At 47.4% G+C, this 21,660-nt stretch carries 19 protein-coding genes and 3 tRNA genes; 8 read left to right on the plus strand and 14 right to left on the minus strand.

What is annotated here, in order from left to right:
• The first annotated feature begins 81 nt into the window (after positions 1-81).
• On the plus strand, positions 82-828 hold the full coding sequence (locus tag ICL07_RS18430; RefSeq protein ID WP_343071076.1) for a murein L,D-transpeptidase catalytic domain family protein: 747 nt from the start codon (positions 82-84) through the stop codon (positions 826-828).
• On the opposite strand, the gene ICL07_RS18435 is transcribed toward ICL07_RS18430, so the two are convergent.
• The 3 genes from ICL07_RS18435 to ICL07_RS18445 all read right to left on the minus strand — a co-directional run bounded on the left by ICL07_RS18435 (position 825) and on the right by ICL07_RS18445 (position 5,650).
• Positions 825-2,396, minus strand: coding sequence for a L,D-transpeptidase family protein (locus ICL07_RS18435; RefSeq protein WP_188089495.1), 1,572 nt, complete (start codon positions 2,394-2,396; stop codon positions 825-827). The two genes, ICL07_RS18430 and ICL07_RS18435, sit on opposite strands and share 4 nt — an antisense overlap.
• A gap of 135 nt (positions 2,397-2,531) precedes the next feature.
• The gene (locus tag ICL07_RS18440) at positions 2,532-5,063 is read right to left on the minus strand and encodes a phosphocholine-specific phospholipase C (protein ID WP_188089496.1); all 2,532 of its coding nucleotides are present in this window, start codon (positions 5,061-5,063) and stop codon (positions 2,532-2,534) included.
• Positions 5,064-5,239: 176 nt separating this feature from the next.
• Positions 5,240-5,650 (minus strand): hypothetical protein, encoded by a 411-nt coding sequence (locus ICL07_RS18445; RefSeq protein ID WP_188089497.1) that lies wholly within the window; start codon positions 5,648-5,650, stop codon positions 5,240-5,242.
• A 112-nt stretch (positions 5,651-5,762) separates the two neighbouring features.
• On the opposite strand from ICL07_RS18445, the gene ICL07_RS18450 reads away from it, so the two are divergent.
• Both ICL07_RS18450 and ICL07_RS18455 read left to right on the plus strand, forming a co-directional pair.
• Positions 5,763-6,629 (plus strand): helix-turn-helix transcriptional regulator, encoded by an 867-nt coding sequence (locus tag ICL07_RS18450; protein ID WP_188089498.1) that lies wholly within the window; start codon positions 5,763-5,765, stop codon positions 6,627-6,629.
• A 62-nt stretch (positions 6,630-6,691) separates the two neighbouring features.
• Positions 6,692-7,558 (plus strand): SMP-30/gluconolactonase/LRE family protein, encoded by an 867-nt coding sequence (locus ICL07_RS18455; RefSeq protein ID WP_188089499.1) that lies wholly within the window; start codon positions 6,692-6,694, stop codon positions 7,556-7,558.
• Positions 7,559-7,628: 70 nt separating this feature from the next.
• On the opposite strand, the gene ICL07_RS18460 is transcribed toward ICL07_RS18455, so the two are convergent.
• The 4 genes from ICL07_RS18460 to ICL07_RS18475 form a co-directional block, all read right to left on the minus strand.
• Complete coding sequence (locus tag ICL07_RS18460) at positions 7,629-8,765, minus strand: hypothetical protein (RefSeq protein ID WP_188089500.1); 1,137 nt, start codon at positions 8,763-8,765, stop codon at positions 7,629-7,631.
• Between the two features lie 73 nt (positions 8,766-8,838).
• A complete protein-coding gene (locus ICL07_RS18465) occupies positions 8,839-10,641 on the minus strand; it encodes an LA_2272 family surface repeat-containing protein (protein WP_188089501.1) in 1,803 nt (600 codons plus the stop codon).
• Between the two features lie 4 nt (positions 10,642-10,645).
• Positions 10,646-11,629 carry a FecR domain-containing protein gene (locus ICL07_RS18470; protein WP_188089502.1) on the minus strand — a complete coding sequence of 328 codons (984 nt, stop codon included), beginning with the start codon at positions 11,627-11,629 and terminating at the stop codon, positions 10,646-10,648.
• A 10-nt stretch (positions 11,630-11,639) separates the two neighbouring features.
• A complete protein-coding gene (locus tag ICL07_RS18475; RefSeq protein WP_188089503.1) occupies positions 11,640-12,215 on the minus strand; it encodes an RNA polymerase sigma-70 factor in 576 nt (191 codons plus the stop codon).
• A 349-nt stretch (positions 12,216-12,564) separates the two neighbouring features.
• On the opposite strand from ICL07_RS18475, the gene ICL07_RS18480 reads away from it, so the two are divergent.
• Positions 12,565-13,062, plus strand: a complete 498-nt coding sequence (locus tag ICL07_RS18480; RefSeq protein WP_188089504.1) for an OmpH/Skp family outer membrane protein — start codon at positions 12,565-12,567, stop codon at positions 13,060-13,062.
• Positions 13,063-13,251: 189 nt separating this feature from the next.
• Here ICL07_RS18480 and ICL07_RS18485 read toward each other — a convergent pair whose 3' ends face one another.
• Together ICL07_RS18485 and ICL07_RS18490 are read right to left on the minus strand one after the other, a co-directional pair.
• On the minus strand, positions 13,252-13,545 hold the full coding sequence (locus ICL07_RS18485) for a GNAT family N-acetyltransferase (protein ID WP_188089505.1): 294 nt from the start codon (positions 13,543-13,545) through the stop codon (positions 13,252-13,254).
• A gap of 181 nt (positions 13,546-13,726) precedes the next feature.
• On the minus strand, positions 13,727-14,599 hold the full coding sequence (locus ICL07_RS18490) for an SMP-30/gluconolactonase/LRE family protein (protein WP_188089506.1): 873 nt from the start codon (positions 14,597-14,599) through the stop codon (positions 13,727-13,729).
• A 56-nt stretch (positions 14,600-14,655) separates the two neighbouring features.
• On the opposite strand from ICL07_RS18490, the gene ICL07_RS18495 reads away from it, so the two are divergent.
• Positions 14,656-15,624, plus strand: coding sequence for a DUF2157 domain-containing protein (locus tag ICL07_RS18495; RefSeq protein ID WP_188089507.1), 969 nt, complete (start codon positions 14,656-14,658; stop codon positions 15,622-15,624).
• Positions 15,621-16,787 carry a hypothetical protein gene (locus ICL07_RS18500; RefSeq protein ID WP_188089508.1) on the plus strand — a complete coding sequence of 389 codons (1,167 nt, stop codon included), beginning with the start codon at positions 15,621-15,623 and terminating at the stop codon, positions 16,785-16,787. Before ICL07_RS18495 ends, ICL07_RS18500 begins: the two co-directional genes overlap by 4 nt.
• Positions 16,788-16,961: 174 nt before the next feature.
• On the opposite strand, the gene ICL07_RS18505 is transcribed toward ICL07_RS18500, so the two are convergent.
• From ICL07_RS18505 to ICL07_RS18525, 5 genes are all read right to left on the minus strand, one after another.
• Positions 16,962-17,034 (minus strand) — tRNA-Gly (locus ICL07_RS18505).
• Between the two features lie 41 nt (positions 17,035-17,075).
• Positions 17,076-17,151, minus strand: a tRNA-Gly gene (locus ICL07_RS18510).
• A 226-nt stretch (positions 17,152-17,377) separates the two neighbouring features.
• A complete protein-coding gene (locus tag ICL07_RS18515) occupies positions 17,378-18,604 on the minus strand; it encodes a PepSY-associated TM helix domain-containing protein (RefSeq protein ID WP_223151978.1) in 1,227 nt (408 codons plus the stop codon).
• A gap of 243 nt (positions 18,605-18,847) precedes the next feature.
• Positions 18,848-19,048: a hypothetical protein gene (locus tag ICL07_RS18520; RefSeq protein ID WP_188089509.1), complete on the minus strand. Its 201-nt coding sequence runs from the start codon at positions 19,046-19,048 to the stop codon at positions 18,848-18,850.
• An 88-nt stretch (positions 19,049-19,136) separates the two neighbouring features.
• Positions 19,137-20,147, minus strand: coding sequence for a glycosyltransferase family 2 protein (locus ICL07_RS18525; RefSeq protein ID WP_246485089.1), 1,011 nt, complete (start codon positions 20,145-20,147; stop codon positions 19,137-19,139).
• A gap of 127 nt (positions 20,148-20,274) precedes the next feature.
• On the opposite strand from ICL07_RS18525, the gene ICL07_RS18530 reads away from it, so the two are divergent.
• Positions 20,275-21,423 (plus strand): sensor histidine kinase, encoded by a 1,149-nt coding sequence (locus tag ICL07_RS18530; RefSeq protein ID WP_188089511.1) that lies wholly within the window; start codon positions 20,275-20,277, stop codon positions 21,421-21,423.
• 102 nt (positions 21,424-21,525) lie between these two features.
• Positions 21,526-21,612 (plus strand) — tRNA-Leu (locus ICL07_RS18535).
• Positions 21,613-21,660 lie beyond the last annotated feature (48 nt).

Genomic DNA, 21,660 nt, shown 5'->3' on the forward strand with positions numbered 1-21,660 from the left:
TCCTGTGGATAATCCTTATTTTCGTTCGGTCTGAAATGATTACCTAACCTTGATAAACATTTTACGGAAGTGATATTGAAAGTGAAGAAGTTTTTAAAACCGTTAATTTTTATTGCAACCATCGGTTTTTTCGTATTCCTGATTACCGCCTTTTCCGCTGCTGAAAAAAATCCTGCCTCCGCTTATCGCACCCTTATACCGGCAGTAAACGATTCACTGCAGGAGGAAAGTTTGTACGACAGTATGCGCCTGGATACCACCGGGCTTTCCAGGGATGCCTTTGAAAATGCCATGCAAGGATTTGCACAACTGGAAGAAAAAGGCCGGATCAAAAATCCCGACATCCTGTCTATCATCGATTTTTCGCTGCCATCCAGCAAAAAACGACTCTTTGTGATCGACGTTAAAAACAAGCTGCTGCTGTTTAATACATTGGTGTCTCATGGCAGAAACTCCGGTACGCTGCTGGCTAATGCTTTCTCTAATAAAATGAACAGCTATAAAAGCAGTCTCGGTTTTTATGTAACCGGTGATACCTACAACGGAGAACATGGGTATTCCCTGCGACTGGAAGGCGAAGAAGCCGGTATCAACGACAATGCGCTGAGCCGCGGCATCGTGATGCACAGCGCTGCGTATGTAAATGAAGCACTGATTAAAAGCCAGGGATATATTGGCCGCAGCCTCGGCTGCCCGGCTATCCCGGAAAAAATACACCGCAAAGTCATTGAACGTATTGCCAACGGTACCTGCCTGTTTCTTTACAGCCCGGACAAATACTACTCCCTGCATACCAGGATGCTGACAAAAGACACGCTGAACGGCTAAAACATTTTTTGTTTCATCACAGCGTCGTGCCCGTATACATCAGGTACCAGGTGTAAGGTACCATCTTCATCACCCCAGGCGGTGAAGTAGGTAATAATCACCGGTACCGGATGTTTGACAGCTACATATTTCTGTTTGCCGGCATTCATAGCTTCGTCTATCTTTTCGTCGGTCCATTGGGGTGAGTCCTCCAATACAAACCTTGCCATTTCAACCGGATCTTTTAAACGTATGCATCCATGGCTGTAAGCCCGGTTATCGCGGCTGAACAACCTTTTCTCCGGTGTATCGTGGAAATAAATATTAAAGCTGTTGGGGAACAGGAATTTAACGCGCCCCAGCGCATTGTGCGCCCCTGGCCGCTGCCGGATGACCGGCAGCCCGTTTACATGCCCGGTAATTTCCATGTTCTTGCGCGCCAGGTAACCACTGTTGCGCGACATAGCCGGTAATATTTCCTTGCGCACAATGCTGCGCGGTATGTTCCAATACGGACTAAACACCACCTGGTTCAACTTCCCTGAAAACATCGTCGTGCTATGCCCTTCTTTGCCCACTACTATCGGCATATCAAACACCTTCTTTCCATTATCCGTTACATGCAGCATAAAAGCAGGAATGTTCACCACGATCAGTTTTCCTTTGGGAGTAGCAGGCAGCCACTTCATCCGCTGCATATTGATCAGCAGCTGCTTTAAGCGTTCTACCGCGGGTACATTCATGGCCTGAATCACCGTATCATTAATCACGCCATTTTCCGTATATCCATGTCCGTTACGAAACTTATTGATGGCTGTTTCCAGTTCATCGGTAAACAGGGCGCTGCTGTCTTTTTCCCTGAGTTCTCCGGTGATAGCCAGCCTGTTTTTGATGGCGATGATGACGGGAGATGATTGCCCTTTTTTCAGGCTTTTGACGGATGAATCCACTGATGCCCATCCACCCTTTTTTACGATATCACGATACTGCCGCAAGGCCGGTTTCAGAGCCGCCACGGCCGGATACTGCTGCTCGCTGGTATGCAGCATAGAATCAGCCGTCACCATCATATCCTGTTTTTGCATGGGCACCATATGCTCCATCTGCTCCACGGTCCCTCCATTCTGCCTGAAATACCGCACCAGTCGCCAGGTAAGCATCAGCTCTGTCTGTATCATATCAGGATCGCTGGCTTTTACCTGCATACTATCTTCTTCCAGCAGCCGGTCCAGCTTATTGTTCAGCGGCTTATCGCCTGCGGTATCGGTACTTTGATTAAACAGGCTGCGGAAAGCGGCGGCTTCTTCTGTCAACCCACGACTGTCTATCCACGCAAACTGATAGTTACGGGCATTGTAAAAACTGCGTAACCGGTTGGCTACGGAGTCGTTCAGTTGCCGTTTGGCAATAAAACCTGACAGCGCAACGCTGTCCAGGAAAAGATCGTTATAGGCGTTTTCATGTGTAATCGCCGTATTCCGGGGAGTTATCACCTCAGCGGTTACTACTTCGGTTTTATCAGGCGAAGAAGGGGTATTGCAGCCTGAAATAAGATATGCCAACAGTGTAAGCAGGAAAAGGTATCTCATGCCTTTTCCATATCAAAATAAACACCAAATTATTTGGGTATTTGGCTATTTAATTATTTAGTTATTGATGGGTTATCTAACTGAATAACAACCTCTTCAATAACTAAATAATTAAATAGCCAAATAACTAAATGTCTATGCCATGGCCGGATCGCTGGTACTTTCAGCACCGGTTTCCACCCTGCCGGCAAAACGTTGTTCGAAACGGTCGTTGCCTTCCACTTTTATGGTAAAGTCGTACCACTGATGGCTTTTGCTGTTATCAACGATAATAGCGGTCTGGGTATTGGGGGCGATAGTTTTGCGCACCACGGCTTTACCATAGGCGTTGTCCGTCACTACTACGGTAATAGCTTTGGCACTGCGGTTGGTGACACGCAGATCGGTGTTGCCGGTCAACTGTTTACGGCTGCGTATGGACCGTTGGTACTCGCAGTTGATATCCAGCTGCGGGTCCTGGGCGGTACCGGCAAATTCGCGGTAAAAACCATTAGGGCCGTAAGTGCGCAGGCGGTATTGTTCATTTTCAAAAGAAGACAGCGGCCATGCATCTTTCAGCTGATCGCCGGCAGTAACGGCGTATGACCAGGTACGTACCGGCTCCATCTTACGGGTATCGGCCTGTAAATACTGACCGGGAGCATATACGTTGAAAGGCGACCCGGCAGCCTTTTTACCAAATACTTCATTGGAAGCGGCAAAACTGATTTCAAACGTCTTTTTGTCGGCGCCCAGTTTACCATTTACATACAGCTGGTAAGGCAATGCACAGGCAACACGGGTACCCGCTTCCTGCCGTGGCATCCACTCAGCCTTAGCCGGATTGGTATTGATCTTTTCAATTTCGGCGGCGGTAAGCTGCTTAAATTCATCCGGCAGTTTTTTGAAACGGGCATTGTATACCCCTTCTATAAACTCGTTTCTTTCCTGGAAAGGTACTTTTACCTTTTCTCCGTTGAACGGCCTGAATACGGAAGTCAGGTCGCCACATACCGTACGGCGCCAGGCGGAAATATTCGTTTCCTTCATCTGTTTGCCGGTTTTATGTTGCAGGAAATCTTCCATAAACTGCAGGATGGAAGTATGGTCAAACACCTGTGAATTCACATAACCGCCACGGCTCCAGGGGGAAGCAATCACCAGGGGGACACGGTATCCCAGGCCAATCGGGCTTTCCCTTACGGAGCCTTCTCCTACGTGCCCTTTGGCACGCTCCTGTTCTTTGGTTACATATTCCACGCCGGTATCGATACCTTTGGAAACGAGGCCGGTTCCGGGTTTGAAAGGCGCCACGAAAGGCGGTACGTGGTCAAAGTAACCATCGTTCTCATCATAACAAAGGATAAAAATAGTTTTCTTCCACACCTCTTCTTTCTGTGTCAGGATGTCCAGCACTTCAGACACATACCAGGCGCCATACCAGGGCGAACCGGGATGGTCGGAGAATTCACCGGGGGCTACCAGCCAGGAAACAGTGGGCAGCTGTCCGTTATTCACATCGGTGCGGAACTGATGCAGGATATCTCCTTTGGGCACCTGTACGGTCCTTTCGGTATCGCCGTCTTTATAACGTAATGTTTCCAGTTCATGATAATCCGGATCTGCGATGTTGGTGGTAAACGCCTTGCGGTGCAGGTTCTGCGCGCGTGGCGACAGTTTGGCGAAATTAGCGGCAGTAAATGTTTCCGCATCTTTCTTCACTTTTTCCAGCTCCTGTTTTTTCTGTTCCAGTTGCTGTTGCAGTTTCTTCACTTTGTCGGCATCGGCGTCAACGATGGCGGCGGTCAGTGCTACGATTTCTTCCGGTAACTGCTGTACACGGCGTTGCAGGTATTGTATATGGCCGGTGGCAAACCGCACGTTAAAAGCGGAAAACCACTCAATAGGATTGTCGGTAAAATTGGCCAGCATACCGTCTTTCTCTCCTTCGAGGCCGGCGGCGCTGATTTCATTCTGGTAGATCTTCCAGCTAATACCGTTGTCTTCCAGTCTTTCGGGGAAAGTAGGCCAATGTGCTTCTGCGCCATAATCCACGTCTTCATTCCATACGTTGGGTTTGGCACTGGCTTTCTGTTCATCGCGCAGAGTGCCGGTCCACAGGTACAGGCGATTGGGCGTGGTGCCGGTCAGCGAGGAACAGAAGTTCTGGTCACATACGGTAAAAGCATCTGCCAGGTCGTAATAAAAAGGAATATCTACGCGGTTGTAGTAACCCAGTGTGAGCGGCATCTTTGCCCAGTCCTTATTACCCGATTGCTTCACCTGCAGCCATTTATCATACCGGCCATTGTTACGGGCATCTACCTGGTTGGTCCAGGAGTGGGGCAGACTGCTCATCCAGGTGGCTTTGGTATCCCGGATGTTCAACCGGAAAGGGGCATAGGTTTCGTTTTTATCGTTGGTTTGCAGCCATACCAGGTTGTTGTTGGGTAAGTGGATAGCGCGGGGGTCATTGTATCCTCTGACGCCTCTGAGGGTGCCATAGCAGTGGTCGAACGACCGGTTTTCCTGCATCAGGATCACGATATGTTCGGCGTCGCGGAACGTGGTACCGGGATGGGGATCAATGGCCAATGCACGCTGGATGGAACCTGGCAGGGTCCCGGCTACGCCGGCGGCACCAGACAGCATAGCTGCTTTTTTGATAAAATCTCTTCTGGTGTTCATGAAATACTTTTTTTTATTGTTCGCTGTGGGCATCCAACAGATGCTTTAAGCGGGTTAAAATAACAAAAAGTATGTTATGCCACAATTAACTTGGGAAGAGTGGCGCCACCAGACAAGAAAAAAGGCTTCCGCATTGCTGCGAAAGCCTTTCTATACATTAAATGGTAAAAGCCTTATTAGTTCTGTACGGAAGGCACGATCACGACCTTAAAACGCATGTTAACATTAGGCACCTGTGCTTTGGTACCATTAGGCCCACGCAATTCAATCGTTACCTTACCAGTCTCGTGTATCACATTGTAGTACTCATTGTTAAATACTTCCGGCAGCAGCTCGTAAAAACTGTAAGCACCGTTCGATTGACGGGAAACCGATACAACCACACCATCCACCTGGTTGGCGTCCGATGTCAGTTCAGGTAAATCTTTGAATTGTACGAAATAAACATCCCCATCCAATATCCAGGAATTGGGAGCTACGTCAAAGAAGATTGTCTTATTTGGGATAACAACTTCGTTGGTAGTTTTTGTACAGCTGGAAAACACTACAGCCAGCAATAGCAGTGGTAAGTATAGCCAATTTTTCATATAGAAGGTGTTTGGTATGGATTTACCCAAATACAATGCCATAAATATTATTCTCCACAAATGAAGAAATACAGATATTTGTAAGACGCTTTATTTTTATAATTTCCCATGTATGTTATATCGTTTACCGCAGGAATTCGGCAGTTTCCCTGGTATGTGCGTCCGTCGGACCGGTAAATCTGTACTCGCCTTGTTTAAACTGGTAGAACATCAGGCGAAGGCGGAAGGCTTTCTCACGGAGAATACGCTTGTATTCATCCTTTCTGGCAGCAAACACATTCATTTACCGGAAGAAGAAATCATTGCCCGCGCCGGCGATCTGATACTGCTGAAAAGAGGCACCTATTTTATGTCTGCCCTGCTACCGGAAGCTGCCGGCGCATTCCAGGGATTAATGCTTTTTGCAGATGATCACATCCTGCGCCTCTTTCTGGAAGAAATGGACAACATCCGGAAAGCGCGTACAAATATCCCCATGGTGTTGCCCTGCTCCGAACAGCTGGTCATGGTACGCAACAGTATCATCGACTATATGCAACACCCTCACGACAACACGCGTAAACTACTGGAACTGAAAATACAGGAAGTATTCCTGCTATTGCTTTCCGGCCCGCATCGCGCACAGGTGCTGGCTTTCCTGCATCACATGCTGGATAGCAGCTCAGAAAATCTTACTCTCACTATCCGGGAACACCTGCTCAAACCTTTGTCACTACAGGAATACGCCGCTTTATGCGGACTAAGTCTTTCTGCCTTTAAACGGGAATTTGCGAAAATATACAACGCGCCCCCCAAGAAATGGATCAACGAAGAAAGGTTGAAACATGCCGACTACCTGCTGCGCAACACGCAGAAGAATGTCAACGAAGTGGCCGACGAATGCGGGTTTGAAAGCACTTCCTACTTTATCAAACAATATAAAAGCCAATATGGCGATACGCCCAAAAATGTGCAGCGGGCTAAAATTGCTATTTTCTGAGCGCTTTCTGTTATCATACCACCTCTCCCGGCGTTTACCTTTGCCCTAAACATACAAACACCATGAAAAAAATTCGCCTTCTGATTCCCCTGCTTGCCGCCGCCAACATCGGTTTCGGACAAATGAAACAACTCAACAAAACTTCCATGAAAGCCCCCGAGAGTGTATACATACACGGTAGTAACTATTACATCTCCGACACCGGCGGCGATCCCACCAAAAAAGATGGGGACGGCTTTATTTACAAAATGAACAGCCAGGGAGCGGTCAGCGTATTTGTCAGCGGCCTCGATTCCCCCAAAGGACTGTGGCAGCTGCATAACATCCTGTACACACCGGATGTGGACAAGGTCAAAGGTTTCGACCTGGCTACCGGCAAAGAAGTGTTTACCCTCGATATGTCTGCTACCGGCACCTCCATGCTCAACGATATCGCTCCCATGAACGATTCCACCGTGTTTGTATCTGCCACCGATATCAGCAAAGTATACATCGTACACCTGGGTAAACATCCCCGCTACGAGGAATTGGTCTTTGATAACCCCGTCCTTGGCGCCAACGGCGTGATTTACGATGCCTCACGGAAACGCCTGTACGTATGTGGATTTGGCAGTATGGGTACCCCGAACGGCCAAATAGGTTATGTAGACCTTACGCCTTCCCATAAAAAGTTTGTACTCCTCACCGGCCGCACCGGTTACTACGATGGTATTGCCCTTACCAAACACAATACCCTGCTGGTATCTGACTGGGTAGCGTTTGAAAAGAAGGGTGTAATCCTGGAAATAGATCTCAAAACCGGTAAAACCACTACGGTCAACAAGGAGCCCATCCCCGGCCCCGCCGATTTTACGCTCAATCCACAAGGCGATATCGTTACGCCCGCTATGATGGAAGGAAACGTACTGCAATTTTCACCGGAACACTAACGTTGACGGATATATAAAAAGGGAGCGGATAAAATCCGCTCCCTTTTCTGTTTTAAACACTGGCAACCGTTTATAATCTTACCTGGATACCTGCCTGACCACCTACATAAACCCCTTTGAACTTGTCGTTTCCATAATGATCAGACCAAATGTAATATGGTGCAAGGTTTTCACCGATCCCCCCTTTGGTGTGTACCCAGTTAATGGTAGGACCAGCAAACGCTTCTATGCGGTTCCCAAACCGGTAGGCCGGGTAAACACCAAAAGCACTTTTGTGGAATCGGACCTTGTGGAAATCGGTGAGGGTGGTACTCGTCGTTTCCAGGTTGAGCCGGAAATGAGAACTCATGAAGAGGTGCATACCCAAACCGGCCTGTAAAGCATAGCGGGTTTCCGCATTGTCTTTGAAATTGACGCCTCCACCCACAATACCGTATACAACGCGGCCACCTGATTTAAACGACAGGATGGTAGTGCCGATTTCATCTACGCTCAGGCTGATTTGTCTTTCGCCATGTTTCACGATGTTGATCAAACCAATCGGATAATCGCTGCTATCTGCAATATTCAGGAAACCGGCTACCTGTACGCCTTTTACTTTTTTGGCGACGTTCATAAAACCAGCTACCTGCACATCTGCATCTTTAACCGTGTTGATGAAACCGGCTACCTGTACCTTTGCGGAACGATGGCTATTGATAAAGCCCGTAACAGCCACGTTCACGCTGTCGGTACGGTTCATGAAACCGGATAACTGTCCGCTGCTGCCATCACTTTTGTTGGCAAAGTTGGCAAAGCCGGCCACCTGGTATCCCTGCAGTTTACCGGCATGGTTCATGAAGCCCGTTATCATGGCACCATGCGCGTTTTCCCGCGCCATATTCATAAAACCGGAAATAGCTGCACCCCTGGTGATATTGCCGATATGATTGGAGAAACCGGCAATAGCAGCACCACTGCTACTTTCTTTGATAATATTGGAAATGCCTGAAATAGCTGCACCTGTTTCTCCTTTGGACAAACCGGCAATTACATGTAAAGAAAAATGATTGACATACTTGCTCGCCTGGGAACCGTTTGTGCTAAGCGGATAAACCAAACCAACGTGCGCCGGTCTGATTTCCGATTGCCCCAATACCTTTACAGCAAAGCATATGACGGTCAGGATAGATAAGGTTGAAATTCTGATAAAGGTGATTGTTCTCATATCTGTGTGTATTAATGCGTACTGATTAACGACACGTTCAGGAACATCTACCCCTATGTGAATTCAACAAAAATTAAAAGATGCTGATACCTGCCTGCCAGCCAAGCCAGCCGGCGCCTTCTTTTCCGAGTGTAAAGAAACTATATCCCGCCGGCGGAATTTTCTGGATATATCCTTCTTTAGGTTTCCATTCCTCTGCCAGGAAAAGTGCCATCGACGGTCCTGCAAACACAGCTACTTTATTGGATATTCTGAAGTTGAGCAGCGGTTGTATACGATATATCTGCGAAGCCTCACTGGTGCCGGTATACAGGCTTTGTCCCGTAATTTCCGCCGCGAGAAAAAGATGCCGTGTAAAGTTGAATTCCTTTCCAACACCATACCCGATAGAGTATACTTTTTTATCGCCGGTATTAAAACCTGCCAGCACAATGCTGTACAGCTCTTTACGCCCTGTTTTCCACGCTACGTTGTAGTTGATCACATCCGTGGTATAAAGCGACAGTTTATGATAACCGTGTTTGACAATATTGACCAGACCAAGGGAATAACCGGTAGAAGTATCTGAGATATTGACCAGGCCTATCTGTACGCCTTTGAGATGTTTGGCATAGTTGAAGATCGTACCGAGTTGTAGGCCTTTTACCGTACCGTGGCTGATGTTGCCGATAGTGGATAGCTGCGCCCCGCCTGCACCGCGGCCGGCATAGTTGTATACGCCGGAAAGCTGCGCCCCGTTGATTTCTCCACTGGTATGATTGCCTATACCAGCAATTTGCCAGCCACTGACATTTCCACGGGTAACACTTTCTACACCGGACAACTGTACACCGCCCATGTTACCATGTATCTCTCCTAAAACGCCGGATATCTGTACACCATCCTGGTTGCCTTCCACTACGTTGCTCACGCCACCTATCTGTACGCCGTTCATAGAATCCAGCACCTGGTTATGTACGCCTGCAATCTGCACACCGCGGGTTTTTCCGCCCACAATGTTGACACCGCCGGCAATCTGTACTTTTTGCACATCCCCCTTTACAATGTTGAACAGGGTCCCTAGCTCAAAACCATCCACACCGGCGGTATAACCGCCAACAACGTTTACGGAAAATTTATTGACCACCTGGCTGCTCATTTTACCATGTGTACCTAATCCCGGCGCCAGTGAAAACTGATAAGGTTTATCGGCGAAGAAGCCTGCAATATTGATACCCTGTACTTTCTGGCGGGAAGACAGCATCGTGCGAGCCCACCAGGTTTTTTCCACCCGCATATGGCCCGTTACTTCAACGGTGCGGAGCTGATAACTGATGGGAGATATATTCACGCTCAGCTCCTGGTCATGCCCTGCGTGTACCATCAGGGAGGTATCGGTATACAGGTCCTTACTAACGCTGATGGCTGCGGTGGGACTTTTGTCCCGTAACCGCAGCCTGAAATAACCGTCGTTGTTGGTAAGTGTAGAAATGAGTTGCTGTCGCTCGTACACGCTGGCATTGGGGACTCGCTGTCCCGTCTTGCTGTCCGTGACAAACCCCGTGACCTGGTAATAACTTTGTCCGGGGAATTTTTTGAACAGGATAATATAGTTACCGGATTCTTTGTAGAGATATTCTCCTTCCAGCAGCAGATCCAATGTTTGCCGGACAGTTTTATTTTTTACCGATATACTCACCAGGCTATCCTGGGGTAGTATGTTACTGATATAGGAGAAATAAAAACCACCCTGTTTGGCAATGATGTTCAGTACATCGGAGAGTTTTTGTTTTTTGACTTCTACCGTCACCGTTTTGTTCAGCAGGCCTTGTGCCTGCGTTGTCAGAGAGATGGTAGTGATGAGTATCAGTATTGTCAGTAATCTGCTAAATGGCATACGGTTATTTCAGTGTGATATTGGTTCCGTTTTTTTCCACGGTGATGTTGTAGGTCAGCGCGATGATTTTAAGCGCATCATCCAGCGAAGTGTTCTGGAAGGTAACGTCGATCGGCATGTCCTGTTTATCAGCATTTCCAATCACAATGTTCACATCGTATGCTTCATTCAGGATATTGACCAGTTTCCACAGGGGCGTTTTTTTACAAACGAAGGTTTGTGTACGGTAGTAATTATACAGTTCATCTGTATTTTCCTGTTTTACCGGCGCCGCGTCCTGATCGGTCACTACTGCTTTTTCGTTGTGTTGCAGCTGTACGCTGTTATGTTTTTTGGTAACTTCTACCGCACCGGTTTCCACAATCACTTCTGTTTTACCGTTGGCGCTTTTGATATTGAAAGAAGTACCCAGCACTTTTACGGTAACGTCGTTTACCTTGATCACAAAGGGACGGCCCGGGTCCTGGGCAACATTGAAGAAGGCCTCCCCTTCCAGTTTTACATGCCTTTCTTTTGTGAAGGAGCTGGCATAACTGATAGAGGATTGTTTATTCAGCGTAACAAAAGAACCATCGGGCAATGTATCCAGTTTTACTGCGTTACTGGCGTATACCACATGTTGCGGGTGAGATGATTTCAGGAGCCAGAATCCGGCTGCGCCCAGCAGTACCAGTAACGAAGCCGCGATGGCCAGGTTACGGCGCCAGGTAGAAAAATCTGTTTTGATAATACGGGCGCCGTCACCGGCATTTTCGTTGGCCCCTACCCGTTGCTGGAAACGTTTCCAGGCATCGTCTTCATTCACGGTACTTACCGCGGCCAGTTTTTTACTTTCATTCCAGATAAGCCGGAAATGTTCATAATATTTTGCGTTGGCAGCATCCGTCGTTATCCATGTTTCCACAGCTGTTTGCTCTGCCGGGGTAGTGATACCCAGCATGTGCTTTACCAGCAGATCATCGTTTATATGGTCAGTTTGCTTTTTCACGGTAGAAGGTTTAGAGATGGAGCAATATTAACAACAGCGGCAGGAAATCCACCAGGTTGAGCCGAAGCAGCTTCAAAGCCTTTCCCATCTGATTTTCTACAGTTTTAATGGATATGTCGAGTTTGTCGGCAATCTCCTGGTATTTTAATTCTTCAAAGCGGCTCATCTGAAATACAGTCCTGCACTTCTCCGGTAACTCCCGCAGTGCTTTGTCCAGTTTTTCTTCCAGCTCCCTTAAGGTCACTTTGCCGGAAGTGTTACCCGTATCCCTGTTATTGCTCATTTGATACTGTGTGTGTGCCTGATGTGTAGCTTTTACTTTCTGATGGCGCAGATAGTTGATGCTTTCATGGTATACCGCTCTGTACAGATAACCGGAGATCGTTTGTTTGATCTTGATATCACCCGACTTCTCCCACAGTTTACAAAATACATTTTGCACCATTTCTTCCGCCATTACTTCATCTTTCAATATGGTACAGGCATAGGCATGCAGACCCTTAAAATGGGTTTTAAATGCCTGTTCAAAGGTTAATACGTCTTCTTTTTCCAGTAGCGAGGTATCACCTGGATGTTGCAACTCCATGCTGAGGTTTTGATAACTAAAGTCAAAGATAAGTCCTTCTGCCAAATTGAAACGCTTTCCATAACGACACCCGAAGATGCTGTTACCCCTACAGAAGGTAAAAATTTTAGCCCGGGCGAGGCCCTGATTTCGGTACAAAATTGCGAAAAAATATATTATATCAAATATTAAATTGTTGCTACCGGAATACCAATAGATAAAGTCAACGGTATCCAGGGAACCCACCGTAATGCAGGAAGAGGAGACTGGGCTTATTCGTTTTATCATGTGGGTGGAATGGCAGACCCCCATGATGACAATTTAACATTCTCTTATATATCTATTCCATAATATTGCTGAAAACTATACCATGAGATTTTTGTGCACTGTCGCCCTGATGCTGATGATGAGTACTGCAGCATTCTCACAGAAGACCGCCTACATTAATTTCCAGCAGCTGATTGCTGCCATGCCGGAAACCAAACAGGCAACGGATACCCTGCAAAAATACCAGCAGGAACTGGCCAAAGACGGACAGTACCTGGTGGCAGAATATACCCGTAAACTGCAGGAATATGATAGCCTGGCTACCAAATGGAGCCAACAGATCAAAGAAATCAAAGAAAAGGAATTGCAGGACGCACAAGCGGGCATCCAGGAGTACCGCCAGCGTATGGAAGAGAAGTTACAGCTGAAAGACCAGGCACTGCTCGTACCGATTATGGACAAAGCTAAAAAAGCACTGAAAGCCGTAGCCACCGAAAAGGGCTATACGCTGGTCATTGATAATTCGAAAGATGAAGTATTAATAGGATCAGATGCCGACGACCTGATGGTGCCGGTAAAAGCGAAACTGGGGCTGAAATAAGAACATTTTATTATTTAGATATTTAGTTATTTGGTTATTTAATTGAGCTGTTTTAATAATTAAATTGCTTGCAACCTTAGATGCTTCTCTCCTACCGCCATTCAGGAAAAGTAACTTTCCAACAGCAGCGCAGTAATTGAAGCAGCCCGACTAAATAATCAAATAACTAAATAGCTAAATATTTCTACATTAGATATGAAGTCCGTGCGCCAGCAATGTTTTCCATTTAGGATTGCTACGCACATATTCCGCTACTTTTTTGCTGGAAGGGACCATCCGGATATTTTGTGCTGAAATTTCCTCCATCACTTTACCCAGCATCACCGGCAACACCCCCTGCTTTTCCAGGGTAGGCGGCACCTCTGCACCAGTCAGGAAAATGCGGCTGCCATTTCTTTCATAAATAACCTTTGCCAGCTGTCCTGCGATATGCGCCTCAAACTGCCTGGCCTCTTTGTTGTCAATAATTTTGAAATCCTTCATGACTATTCGTTAGTTTTTACACTTCAATGTTTTGGTAGCGTACTAAAGGGAAGTTTCTATAAAGGGAAGTTGGAATAAGATAGTGCGTCTGGTATTAAAATACCCTAAAAAAGCTCGTTCATACCTACAAAAGTACGAAAAAAATACGAGACTACCGTGAAACATTTACATCTATATAAAACTAATATTTAAAATGATTGACAGGCAGGCCTTTAAAAGGTAACTTCGCGTGAAACACGTTTCCACTCATAGGATAAGCCTCCATTTGTTTGGGAGTCATATGCTCTCTGGCTGTAGTAATCAGCATTTCCTGCATATCCGGACCGCCAAAAACACAACAGGACACCTGTAAAGCCGGTACTTCTACTTTGCCCAGCAGTTCCCCATTGGCCGGATTCCAGCGGTATACCCCGCCTCCACCCCAGTGGGCTACCCATAACATCCCCTCCGTATCAATCGTCATCCCATCCGGACTACCCAATTCAGCCGGGATCATGACAGCATTACGCAGGAACCTGATATCCCCTGAATTCACATCATAGGCATATTCCTGTATCCTGCCGGTGGCAGTATCATTAAAATACATACGGTCCCCAAACCAGGCCAGCCCATTGGAAATACTCACCTGCGGGATTTTGATTACCGGCGGACGATTATGGTCCAGGCAATACAACGCCCCATTATCCCGTTGCTCTGTCAAATGCATGGTACCAATCCATAAACGGCCGGCAGGATCACATTTACCATCGTTGCACCGAAGACCAGGATTGCCGTCCAGCACCGCCAGCGTACGGCCCAGTCCATGCTCCGGTGTAAACCGTGCCACACGTCCATGCAGCCCCAGTAACAGCTCATTACTACCTTGTACCGGCACCATCATACTCACGTACTCGCCTATATGATATTGTGTGCGCCGGCCCTTACTATCCATCATGTAAAGGGAATGCCCCAGGATATCTACCCAGCACCATGCTGAATGTTCCGGCCACCAGAAAGCTCCTTCACCCAATTCAAAAGGTCCTTCGGAAAATAAAGTTGACTGATATATCTCCATTACCCCAAAATAGCAAAGAAATTATGAAATGCGCCCTTAATTCGTAAATTCACCGCATGAACATTGATACTTTCTCCAAACTCCAAAAAGAAGGATTGATCAGTGACGAGGAAATGCAACGTATAACCCACACGGAAAACACCCGCCTTTTCTCTCTTCACTGGGAAATCAAAACCGTCCTTTACCTGGGCGTACTGCTGCTGAGCGGAGGCCTCGGCATCCTGGTGTACAAAAACATTGATACCATCGGTCACCAGGTTATTCTGCTTTTTATCGCTTTGCTGTGTATTGGCTGCTATGCCTACTGCTTCCGGCACCGGCCGCCCTTTTCCCGCGAAAAGTCCGAATCTCCCAACGCATTCTACGATTATGCGTTACTGTTAGGCGGCCTCACGTTTGTCACCTTCATCGGCTACCTGCAATACCAGTATACGGCTTTCGGCACTGCGTACGGCCTCGCTACCTTCATCCCGATGGTGGTGTTGTTTGCCACGGCCTACTATTTCGATCACCTCGGCATCCTCTCCATGGCCATCACCAACTTCGCGGCCTGGCTGGGAATCGCCATCACGCCTATGCAGATTCTGTCGCAGAACGATTTTGAAAACAATGCACTGATATACACCGGTGTGGCGCTGGGCATAGGGCTCGTAGTATTGGCGGAACTATCGGAAAAACGTGATTTTAAAAAACACTTTGCCTTTACCTATCGCAACTTCGGCGTACATATCTTTTTCATCGCCTCCATGGCAGGCATGATCATCTTTGAAAATTATTATGGATACTGGTTCCTGCTGATAGCCGGCGGCGTTTATCTCACCTGGCTTCGCGCATTCCGGGACCGCTCCTTTTATTTCGTACTGGTGGCCGTTTTATATGGCTACTTCGCCCTCAGCACCTTCCTGGCACACCTGATCTTCAACCACCTGGATGAAACGATTTACCTGGCGTTCATGTATATGATCGTCTCTACAGTAGGGGTCATCATCCTGTTAATTAACCTCAACAAAAAAATCAAACAATGATCGCGTGGTCTTCTGTCACACTCGACAATCTTTATATACAGGACGAAGCTGACAAAGCGCAGCAACAAGGCTGTATCAGCCCCGAAACACGGGAAGCTATACGGCAGGCGCATCCTGTTAAGCTGTACATGCCCAACATTTTTACCCGGGTAGGGCTTTTTATACTCACCTGCATCGTAATAGCCTTCAGCATTGGTTTCATGACGTTGCTGTCTATTTCGGCTGACGGCGGATGGACAGGCTTCCGGGCAATCCTTATATTCGCGGCCCTTCTTTGTATTGCTGCACTGGAATTTGGTATCCATGAAAAAAAATCCTACCGCTCGGGGATCAACGAATCCCTGTTGTGGAGCGCGATAGGATTGATCCTGACCGGTGTCATCATTGAAAATTATGATATACCTCCTACGGCCATTGCATTACTGATATTCGGGCTCACCTTCCTGGCCACGCTCCGTTATGCGGATATGGTATGCGCCGCAGCGGCCTTTCTTTCCTTACTGGCGGTGATATACATCAGGCTGGCCGGACCAACAGATACCTGGCTGCCGATGTTTATGATGGCGCCTTCGCTGCTCATGTACCTGGTTGCTACCGTACTGGTAAAACGCAAGGCACTGCGGCACTACAGTAATTGCCTTACGTTATTACAGATATTGTCCCTCATCACACTCTACCTCACGGGTAATTACTACGTAGTCCGGGAAACCTACAGCATTGCGTACGACATGACCTTTGAACCTGGTCAGCGTATTCCGGGAGAAAGCTTTTTCTGGACATTTACGGTGATGATTCCCCTGGTATATCTTTTCCTGGGTACCCGTAAAAAAGACGCTATCCTGCTACGGACCGGCCTCATCTTAGTCGCTATGATTGTATTCACCATCCGTCATTACCATAGCATAATGCCGCTGGAAACCGCCATGGTTATCGGCGGACTGATCATGACCGGCGGCGCCTGGGCACTAATCCGGTACCTGCACCCGCCTAAACACGGCTTTACCTACCTGGCATCTGATGAACCCGGCATGGCCGACAAACTGAAGGTAGAATCATTGATTATTGCACAGACATTCACACCGGCAACTGGTCCTGCCGACCCCGGCTCCCCGAATTTTGGTGGTGGCTCCGGCGGCGGTGGCGGCGCCAGTGGTGATTTTTAACGATATTAAGCATTGAAATAAAATGCAGCAGGCGTGCCGGTTCCGGTACGCCTGTTGTGTTTTAGGTGGTGACCTGTCACCATACGATGAGATTTCCCGGTTTCCCATGGCTGAAGCCATGTGGGATATGGGGGAAACAAAAAAGCCTGATCAATCTGATTGATCAGGCTTTAGAGCGGAAGACCGGGCTCGAACCGGCCACCCCGACCTTGGCAAGGTCGTGCTCTACCAAATGAGCTACTTCCGCAATTTTGACTAAGAACTTTTTTTGCCGGAATAAAAACGGCTTGGAGCGGAAGACCGGGCTCGAACCGGCCACCCCGACCTTGGCAAGGTCGTGCTCTACCAAATGAGCTACTTCCGCAGGTGTTTTAAAACATAAAACTTTTAAGAACTTCCCAACTGTTGGCGCTTTCAGCGTGTTTGTTTTGCCGTGTACCGTTTTCGTTGGGATTGCAAAGATAGGAAACGGACCGAAAACACAAAATATTTTTTCAAAGTTTTTTAAAATTTATTTGCACACAATTGTAAAACATCCTCCCCAACACAATACCATAGCCTATTTCAGCGAAACAAAAATATTGACAAATTTATACAGCATTCAATCGCGCAACCGGCTTTACGGCTTTCTTTTTCGATTTTTTTTGTTTACCCCACCAAATATAAAACCCCGTCACCGGTAACGATCCGCAAATAAAACTGATGATAAAGGCGATCATTTTTCCGGGCAAACCACCGATGGCACCTACATGTATATCGTAATTCATAGCCAGCAGTTTCTCGCCACGGTTCTTTTTCGCATAAGGACTATAACCCAGCATTTTACCGGTATACTGATCAAACTGGTATTCGTCGCTGCCAAAATAAATATCCTTTCCGCGGTAACCACCAATCATATGTACCCCCTCCGGATACGCTGCCGGATATACGAAAACACGGGTGGCATCTTTAAGCAGTGGTAGTGCCGTTTGAAAAGCGATATCCAGCGGATTACCGCTGGCAACGGCTGTAGCCGGACCAGAACTTACCTGCGTCGTGGCAGGCGGCGTAGCACTGCCCGCTGCCGCCACGTACACTGCTTTCTCAAACCATTTAAAGGCCCATACCATGCCGGTAAGCGCCAGTACCAATGCGATCAGCAGACTATAAAAACCCAGCACATTATGCAAATCATAATTGACCCGTTTAAAACCGGCCTTCCATTTAATTTTAAAACTCTGATCGCGCCCCGCTTTGTTCCAGCGTTTGGGCCACCACATAATGAGACCGGTGATCAGCAGGATCACAAATATCACCGTGCTCCAGCCTACGATCGGCTGGCCGTATGGAGTACTCAGCAATAGGCTCCAGTGGATGCCTTTGACGATCATAAAAAAGTTGTACTTATAGTTGATACGCCCGGTGATGGCCCCATTGTAAGGGTTTACCAACACAGACTCATAATAATCCATACTACCAAAATAAGTGATGGCTGAGTCGTTGGCCTTGTAGGCCATAAATTCCCAGGCCCGGTCCGGCTCCCGCCAGGTGGTCATGGAGAGAATAGGTTTATCTCCCAAAGCCTGCTGCGCACGCGCACGCAGTTCGCTTAGCGGCAGGGTATGCTCCTGCGGCGTTATGTACATCTCTTTGTGGTATGCCCACTCATTGATTTCCCGCTGGAAAACAAACAGGCATCCGGTTACACTGACAATCAGCACTATGATGCCGGAAGCCAGTCCCAGCCAAAGGTGCAGCTTATCCACCACTACCCTTGCCATTGATTTCTTACCTGGTTTGTGCGCTTGCTTTTTTTTCCGTTGGACCATTGTTGTCATAAAGCCATGCCGGGATTTTCCGACACTACAAAATTCCGGGCTTATCCGGATACCAGGTTATCACATCGGGAATATTATTTACGCAATAGGGAAAAGGAACCGCCGACGACCATGATTATGACATGATTCCGCTGATTCCTGTCTTTTGTTGGATGTTTTAATGAAAATAAAAAGCCTCCCGGGATCACCGGGAGGCTGGATAATTATATTTGTAAGCAGTATGTAAGCGTTCGCTTATCTTACTTATTTGTATTTTGGATTATACAAGGAACTTTCCTGTACGGTAACATCAGGTTTACCCTGGTATTTATGTTTATACAGGTTGTAGCAACCGCCCAGCATAAATGCCACTAAACAAAACAGACCCACATAATAAAAGAAACGGGAGCGGGAAACCCTGGAGCGGGTGATGTCATTCTTATTTTCTACGGTGTTGTGTTCCATATTCAGTTTATTTCCGGTGCAAACCTAATAAATATTTTGGATTTATTGCTGTAGTAATGATGATATTTTAGGGAGAAAAATGCATTTTCTACACCAAATCCCTGAATTTTTTTCTTCTCAGGAAATAATAACGCCAGATCATGATTCCATGGAAGACACCTTTCATCTTCATCAATTTCATTTCCGGCAGATCGTGTTTGTTGACATACTTCCTTCGCCAGCGGTAATAATCGCGGTAAGCGCGGTAGATAGCCGCCATGTCCTTAGGTTTACCGGACACCAGGCTTTTAACACCGGCCAGGATATCGAGGAAAAAGCGTTGAAACAGCACAATCCAGCGATCTTCGCTATGCAGGTTTTTCCACAGCATCATGAGGTTGTTGCGGAAATTGAGATATAGTTTACGCGGATTGCCTTGAGGCAGGCTGCCGCCGCCTACGTGAAATACTTTGGAATCCGGGCAGTAGCAGATACGGTAACCGGCTCTTTGCAGGCGCCAGCACAGGTCTACTTCTTCCATATGTGCAAAGAAATCGCGGTCAAAACCACCTACTTCATGAAAACAGGCCGACCGTATAAAGAGCGCAGCACCGGTCGCCCAGAAAATATCCTGCGCATCGTCATACTGTCCTTCGTCTTTTTCGGTAGTATAGAGGATACGGCCGCGGCAGAAAGTATACCCCAGCACGTCCATCCAGCCACCGGCAGCACCGGCATATTCAAACTCGTCGGGCTGATGATAGGCCCGCATTTTGGGCTGGCACGCGGCAATCCGCGGATCAGTCTCCATCAGCGCTACCACGGGCTCTATCCAGTTGGGCTCTACTTCCACGTCCTGGTTCAGCAACACATAAATATCGGCCTCCACATGAGCCAGCGCTTCATTATAGCCGCCCGCAAACCCATCGTTGGAAGGGTTACGGATAATACGGACAGATGGGTAGTGGGTTTGTACAAACGCCACACTATCATCTGTAGAAGCATTGTCTGCCAATACCAGCTGCAGATTACCATAGGTGGAGCGGCATACGGACGGCAGAAACTTCTCCAGGAAAGCCTTCCCGTTCCAATTTAAGATTACAACTGCAACTGATGGCAATATGGGCAACGGATATTACGTTTATGCGTGAATAATAAAATTAAGAGATGCAAATATGCAACAAAGGATTCTAATATTTGCTAATCATCCCGAATCATCAAAGTGGAATAAGGCTTAAATTAGCTATATGTTTAGACAATACATCGGGTGGAAGTTCGTACTGGCCTCCATAGCAGTGCTCATTATCGTGACCACCATATGGTTCGTCAGCAACCTGACAAAAAAAATCCAGGATGAAGAACGCAAAAAAGTCGCCACCTGGGTAGAAGCCAACCGGGAACTGCTCAAGTCAGCCCCCGATGCCAACCTTAACCTCGCGGTGGAAATCGTTACCACCAACACCACTATCCCGCTTATCCTGACCGATGAACAGGGGCATATCCTCGACAGCCGCAACCTCGATTCCCTGCGTATTGCCCAAAATCCGGACTATCTGCCGGAACAGCTGCTGGCTTTTAAAAAACAACATCCCCCCTTTATCATGGAAGTGGATGCCCGGCATAAACTATACAACTATATCTATTACGGCGATTCCCTTATCCTCAAACAAATCCGCTACTACCCTTATATACAGCTGGGGGTGGTCACGCTATTCATCGCCCTGGTACTCTTTGCCCTTTCCAGTACCAACCGTGCCACCCAAAACCAGGTATGGGTAGGCCTTGCCAAAGAAACGGCCCATCAGCTGGGGACGCCGCTGTCCTCTATGGAAGCATGGCTGGAAATACTACGCGATAACGAAGCCAATACCATGATGGTCACCGAACTGGCTAAAGATGTGGACCGGCTTAAACTGATCACCGACCGCTTTTCCAAAATAGGCAGCGTCCCCAAACTGGAAGAACGGAATGTGCTGGAACAAATCGAAAACATGACTGCGTACATCCGGAAAAGAGCGCCGCAGAAAGTACGTTTCTCCGTTCACGCTACCGAACAGGAACTGCCCGTGATGATCTCTCCGCCACTGTTTGACTGGGTAGTGGAAAACCTGCTGAAAAACGCGCTGGATGCCATGGAAGGTAGCGGTAACATCGATATCAACATCGAAAACCATCCCACTTTCGTGACCATCGATATCTCCGATACCGGTAAAGGCATTCCGAAAATGCATTTCGAAAAAGTGTTCAAACCCGGCTTCAGTACCAAAAAAAGAGGATGGGGACTGGGCCTCTCCCTGGCCAAAAGAATCATCGAAGAATATCATAAAGGCCGGCTTTTTGTAAAATCTTCAGAAATCAACAAAGGCACTACTTTCCGCATCCTGCTTAGAAAGTAGCCTGTAGAAGGAATGTTGTCAAAGACACATTTTTGAGAAAAAGCATAAATAAATTTGCTTATTTCTAAAAAGCCATTATTTTTGCAGCCCATTCTACCAGATGCGAAGGTGGCGAAATTGGTAGACGCGCTACTTTGAGGTGGTAGTGCCTGAAAGGGCTTGGGAGTTCGAATCTCCTCCTTCGCACCACAACAAATTGAAGCTCAGTGTTTTACACTGAGCTTTTTTGTTTTATAC

It is taken from the genome of Chitinophaga qingshengii (assembly GCF_014529935.1).
GTDB classification, from domain to species: domain Bacteria; phylum Bacteroidota; class Bacteroidia; order Chitinophagales; family Chitinophagaceae; genus Chitinophaga; species Chitinophaga qingshengii.

Excerpts from the sequence above, each read along its gene's own strand:
- ICL07_RS18435 (WP_188089495.1), bottom strand. The coding sequence starts at position 2,396 with ATGAGATACCTTTTCCTGCTTACACTGTTGGCATATCTTATTTCAGGC.
- ICL07_RS18440 (WP_188089496.1), bottom strand. The coding sequence starts at position 5,063 with ATGAACACCAGAAGAGATTTTATCAAAAAAGCAGCTATGCTGTCTGGT.
- ICL07_RS18445 (WP_188089497.1), bottom strand. The coding sequence starts at position 5,650 with ATGAAAAATTGGCTATACTTACCACTGCTATTGCTGGCTGTAGTGTTT.
- ICL07_RS18450 (WP_188089498.1), top strand. The coding sequence starts at position 5,763 with ATGTTATATCGTTTACCGCAGGAATTCGGCAGTTTCCCTGGTATGTGC.
- ICL07_RS18455 (WP_188089499.1), top strand. The coding sequence starts at position 6,692 with ATGAAAAAAATTCGCCTTCTGATTCCCCTGCTTGCCGCCGCCAACATC.
- ICL07_RS18460 (WP_188089500.1), bottom strand. The coding sequence starts at position 8,765 with ATGAGAACAATCACCTTTATCAGAATTTCAACCTTATCTATCCTGACC.
- ICL07_RS18465 (WP_188089501.1), bottom strand. The coding sequence starts at position 10,641 with ATGCCATTTAGCAGATTACTGACAATACTGATACTCATCACTACCATC.
- ICL07_RS18475 (WP_188089503.1), bottom strand. The coding sequence starts at position 12,215 with ATGGAGTTGCAACATCCAGGTGATACCTCGCTACTGGAAAAAGAAGAC.
- ICL07_RS18480 (WP_188089504.1), top strand. The coding sequence starts at position 12,565 with ATGAGATTTTTGTGCACTGTCGCCCTGATGCTGATGATGAGTACTGCA.
- ICL07_RS18485 (WP_188089505.1), bottom strand. The coding sequence starts at position 13,545 with ATGAAGGATTTCAAAATTATTGACAACAAAGAGGCCAGGCAGTTTGAG.
- ICL07_RS18490 (WP_188089506.1), bottom strand. The coding sequence starts at position 14,599 with ATGGAGATATATCAGTCAACTTTATTTTCCGAAGGACCTTTTGAATTG.
- ICL07_RS18495 (WP_188089507.1), top strand. The coding sequence starts at position 14,656 with ATGAACATTGATACTTTCTCCAAACTCCAAAAAGAAGGATTGATCAGT.
- ICL07_RS18500 (WP_188089508.1), top strand. The coding sequence starts at position 15,621 with ATGATCGCGTGGTCTTCTGTCACACTCGACAATCTTTATATACAGGAC.
- ICL07_RS18515 (WP_223151978.1), bottom strand. The coding sequence starts at position 18,604 with ATGACAACAATGGTCCAACGGAAAAAAAAGCAAGCGCACAAACCAGGT.
- ICL07_RS18520 (WP_188089509.1), bottom strand. The coding sequence starts at position 19,048 with ATGGAACACAACACCGTAGAAAATAAGAATGACATCACCCGCTCCAGG.
- ICL07_RS18530 (WP_188089511.1), top strand. The coding sequence starts at position 20,275 with ATGTTTAGACAATACATCGGGTGGAAGTTCGTACTGGCCTCCATAGCA.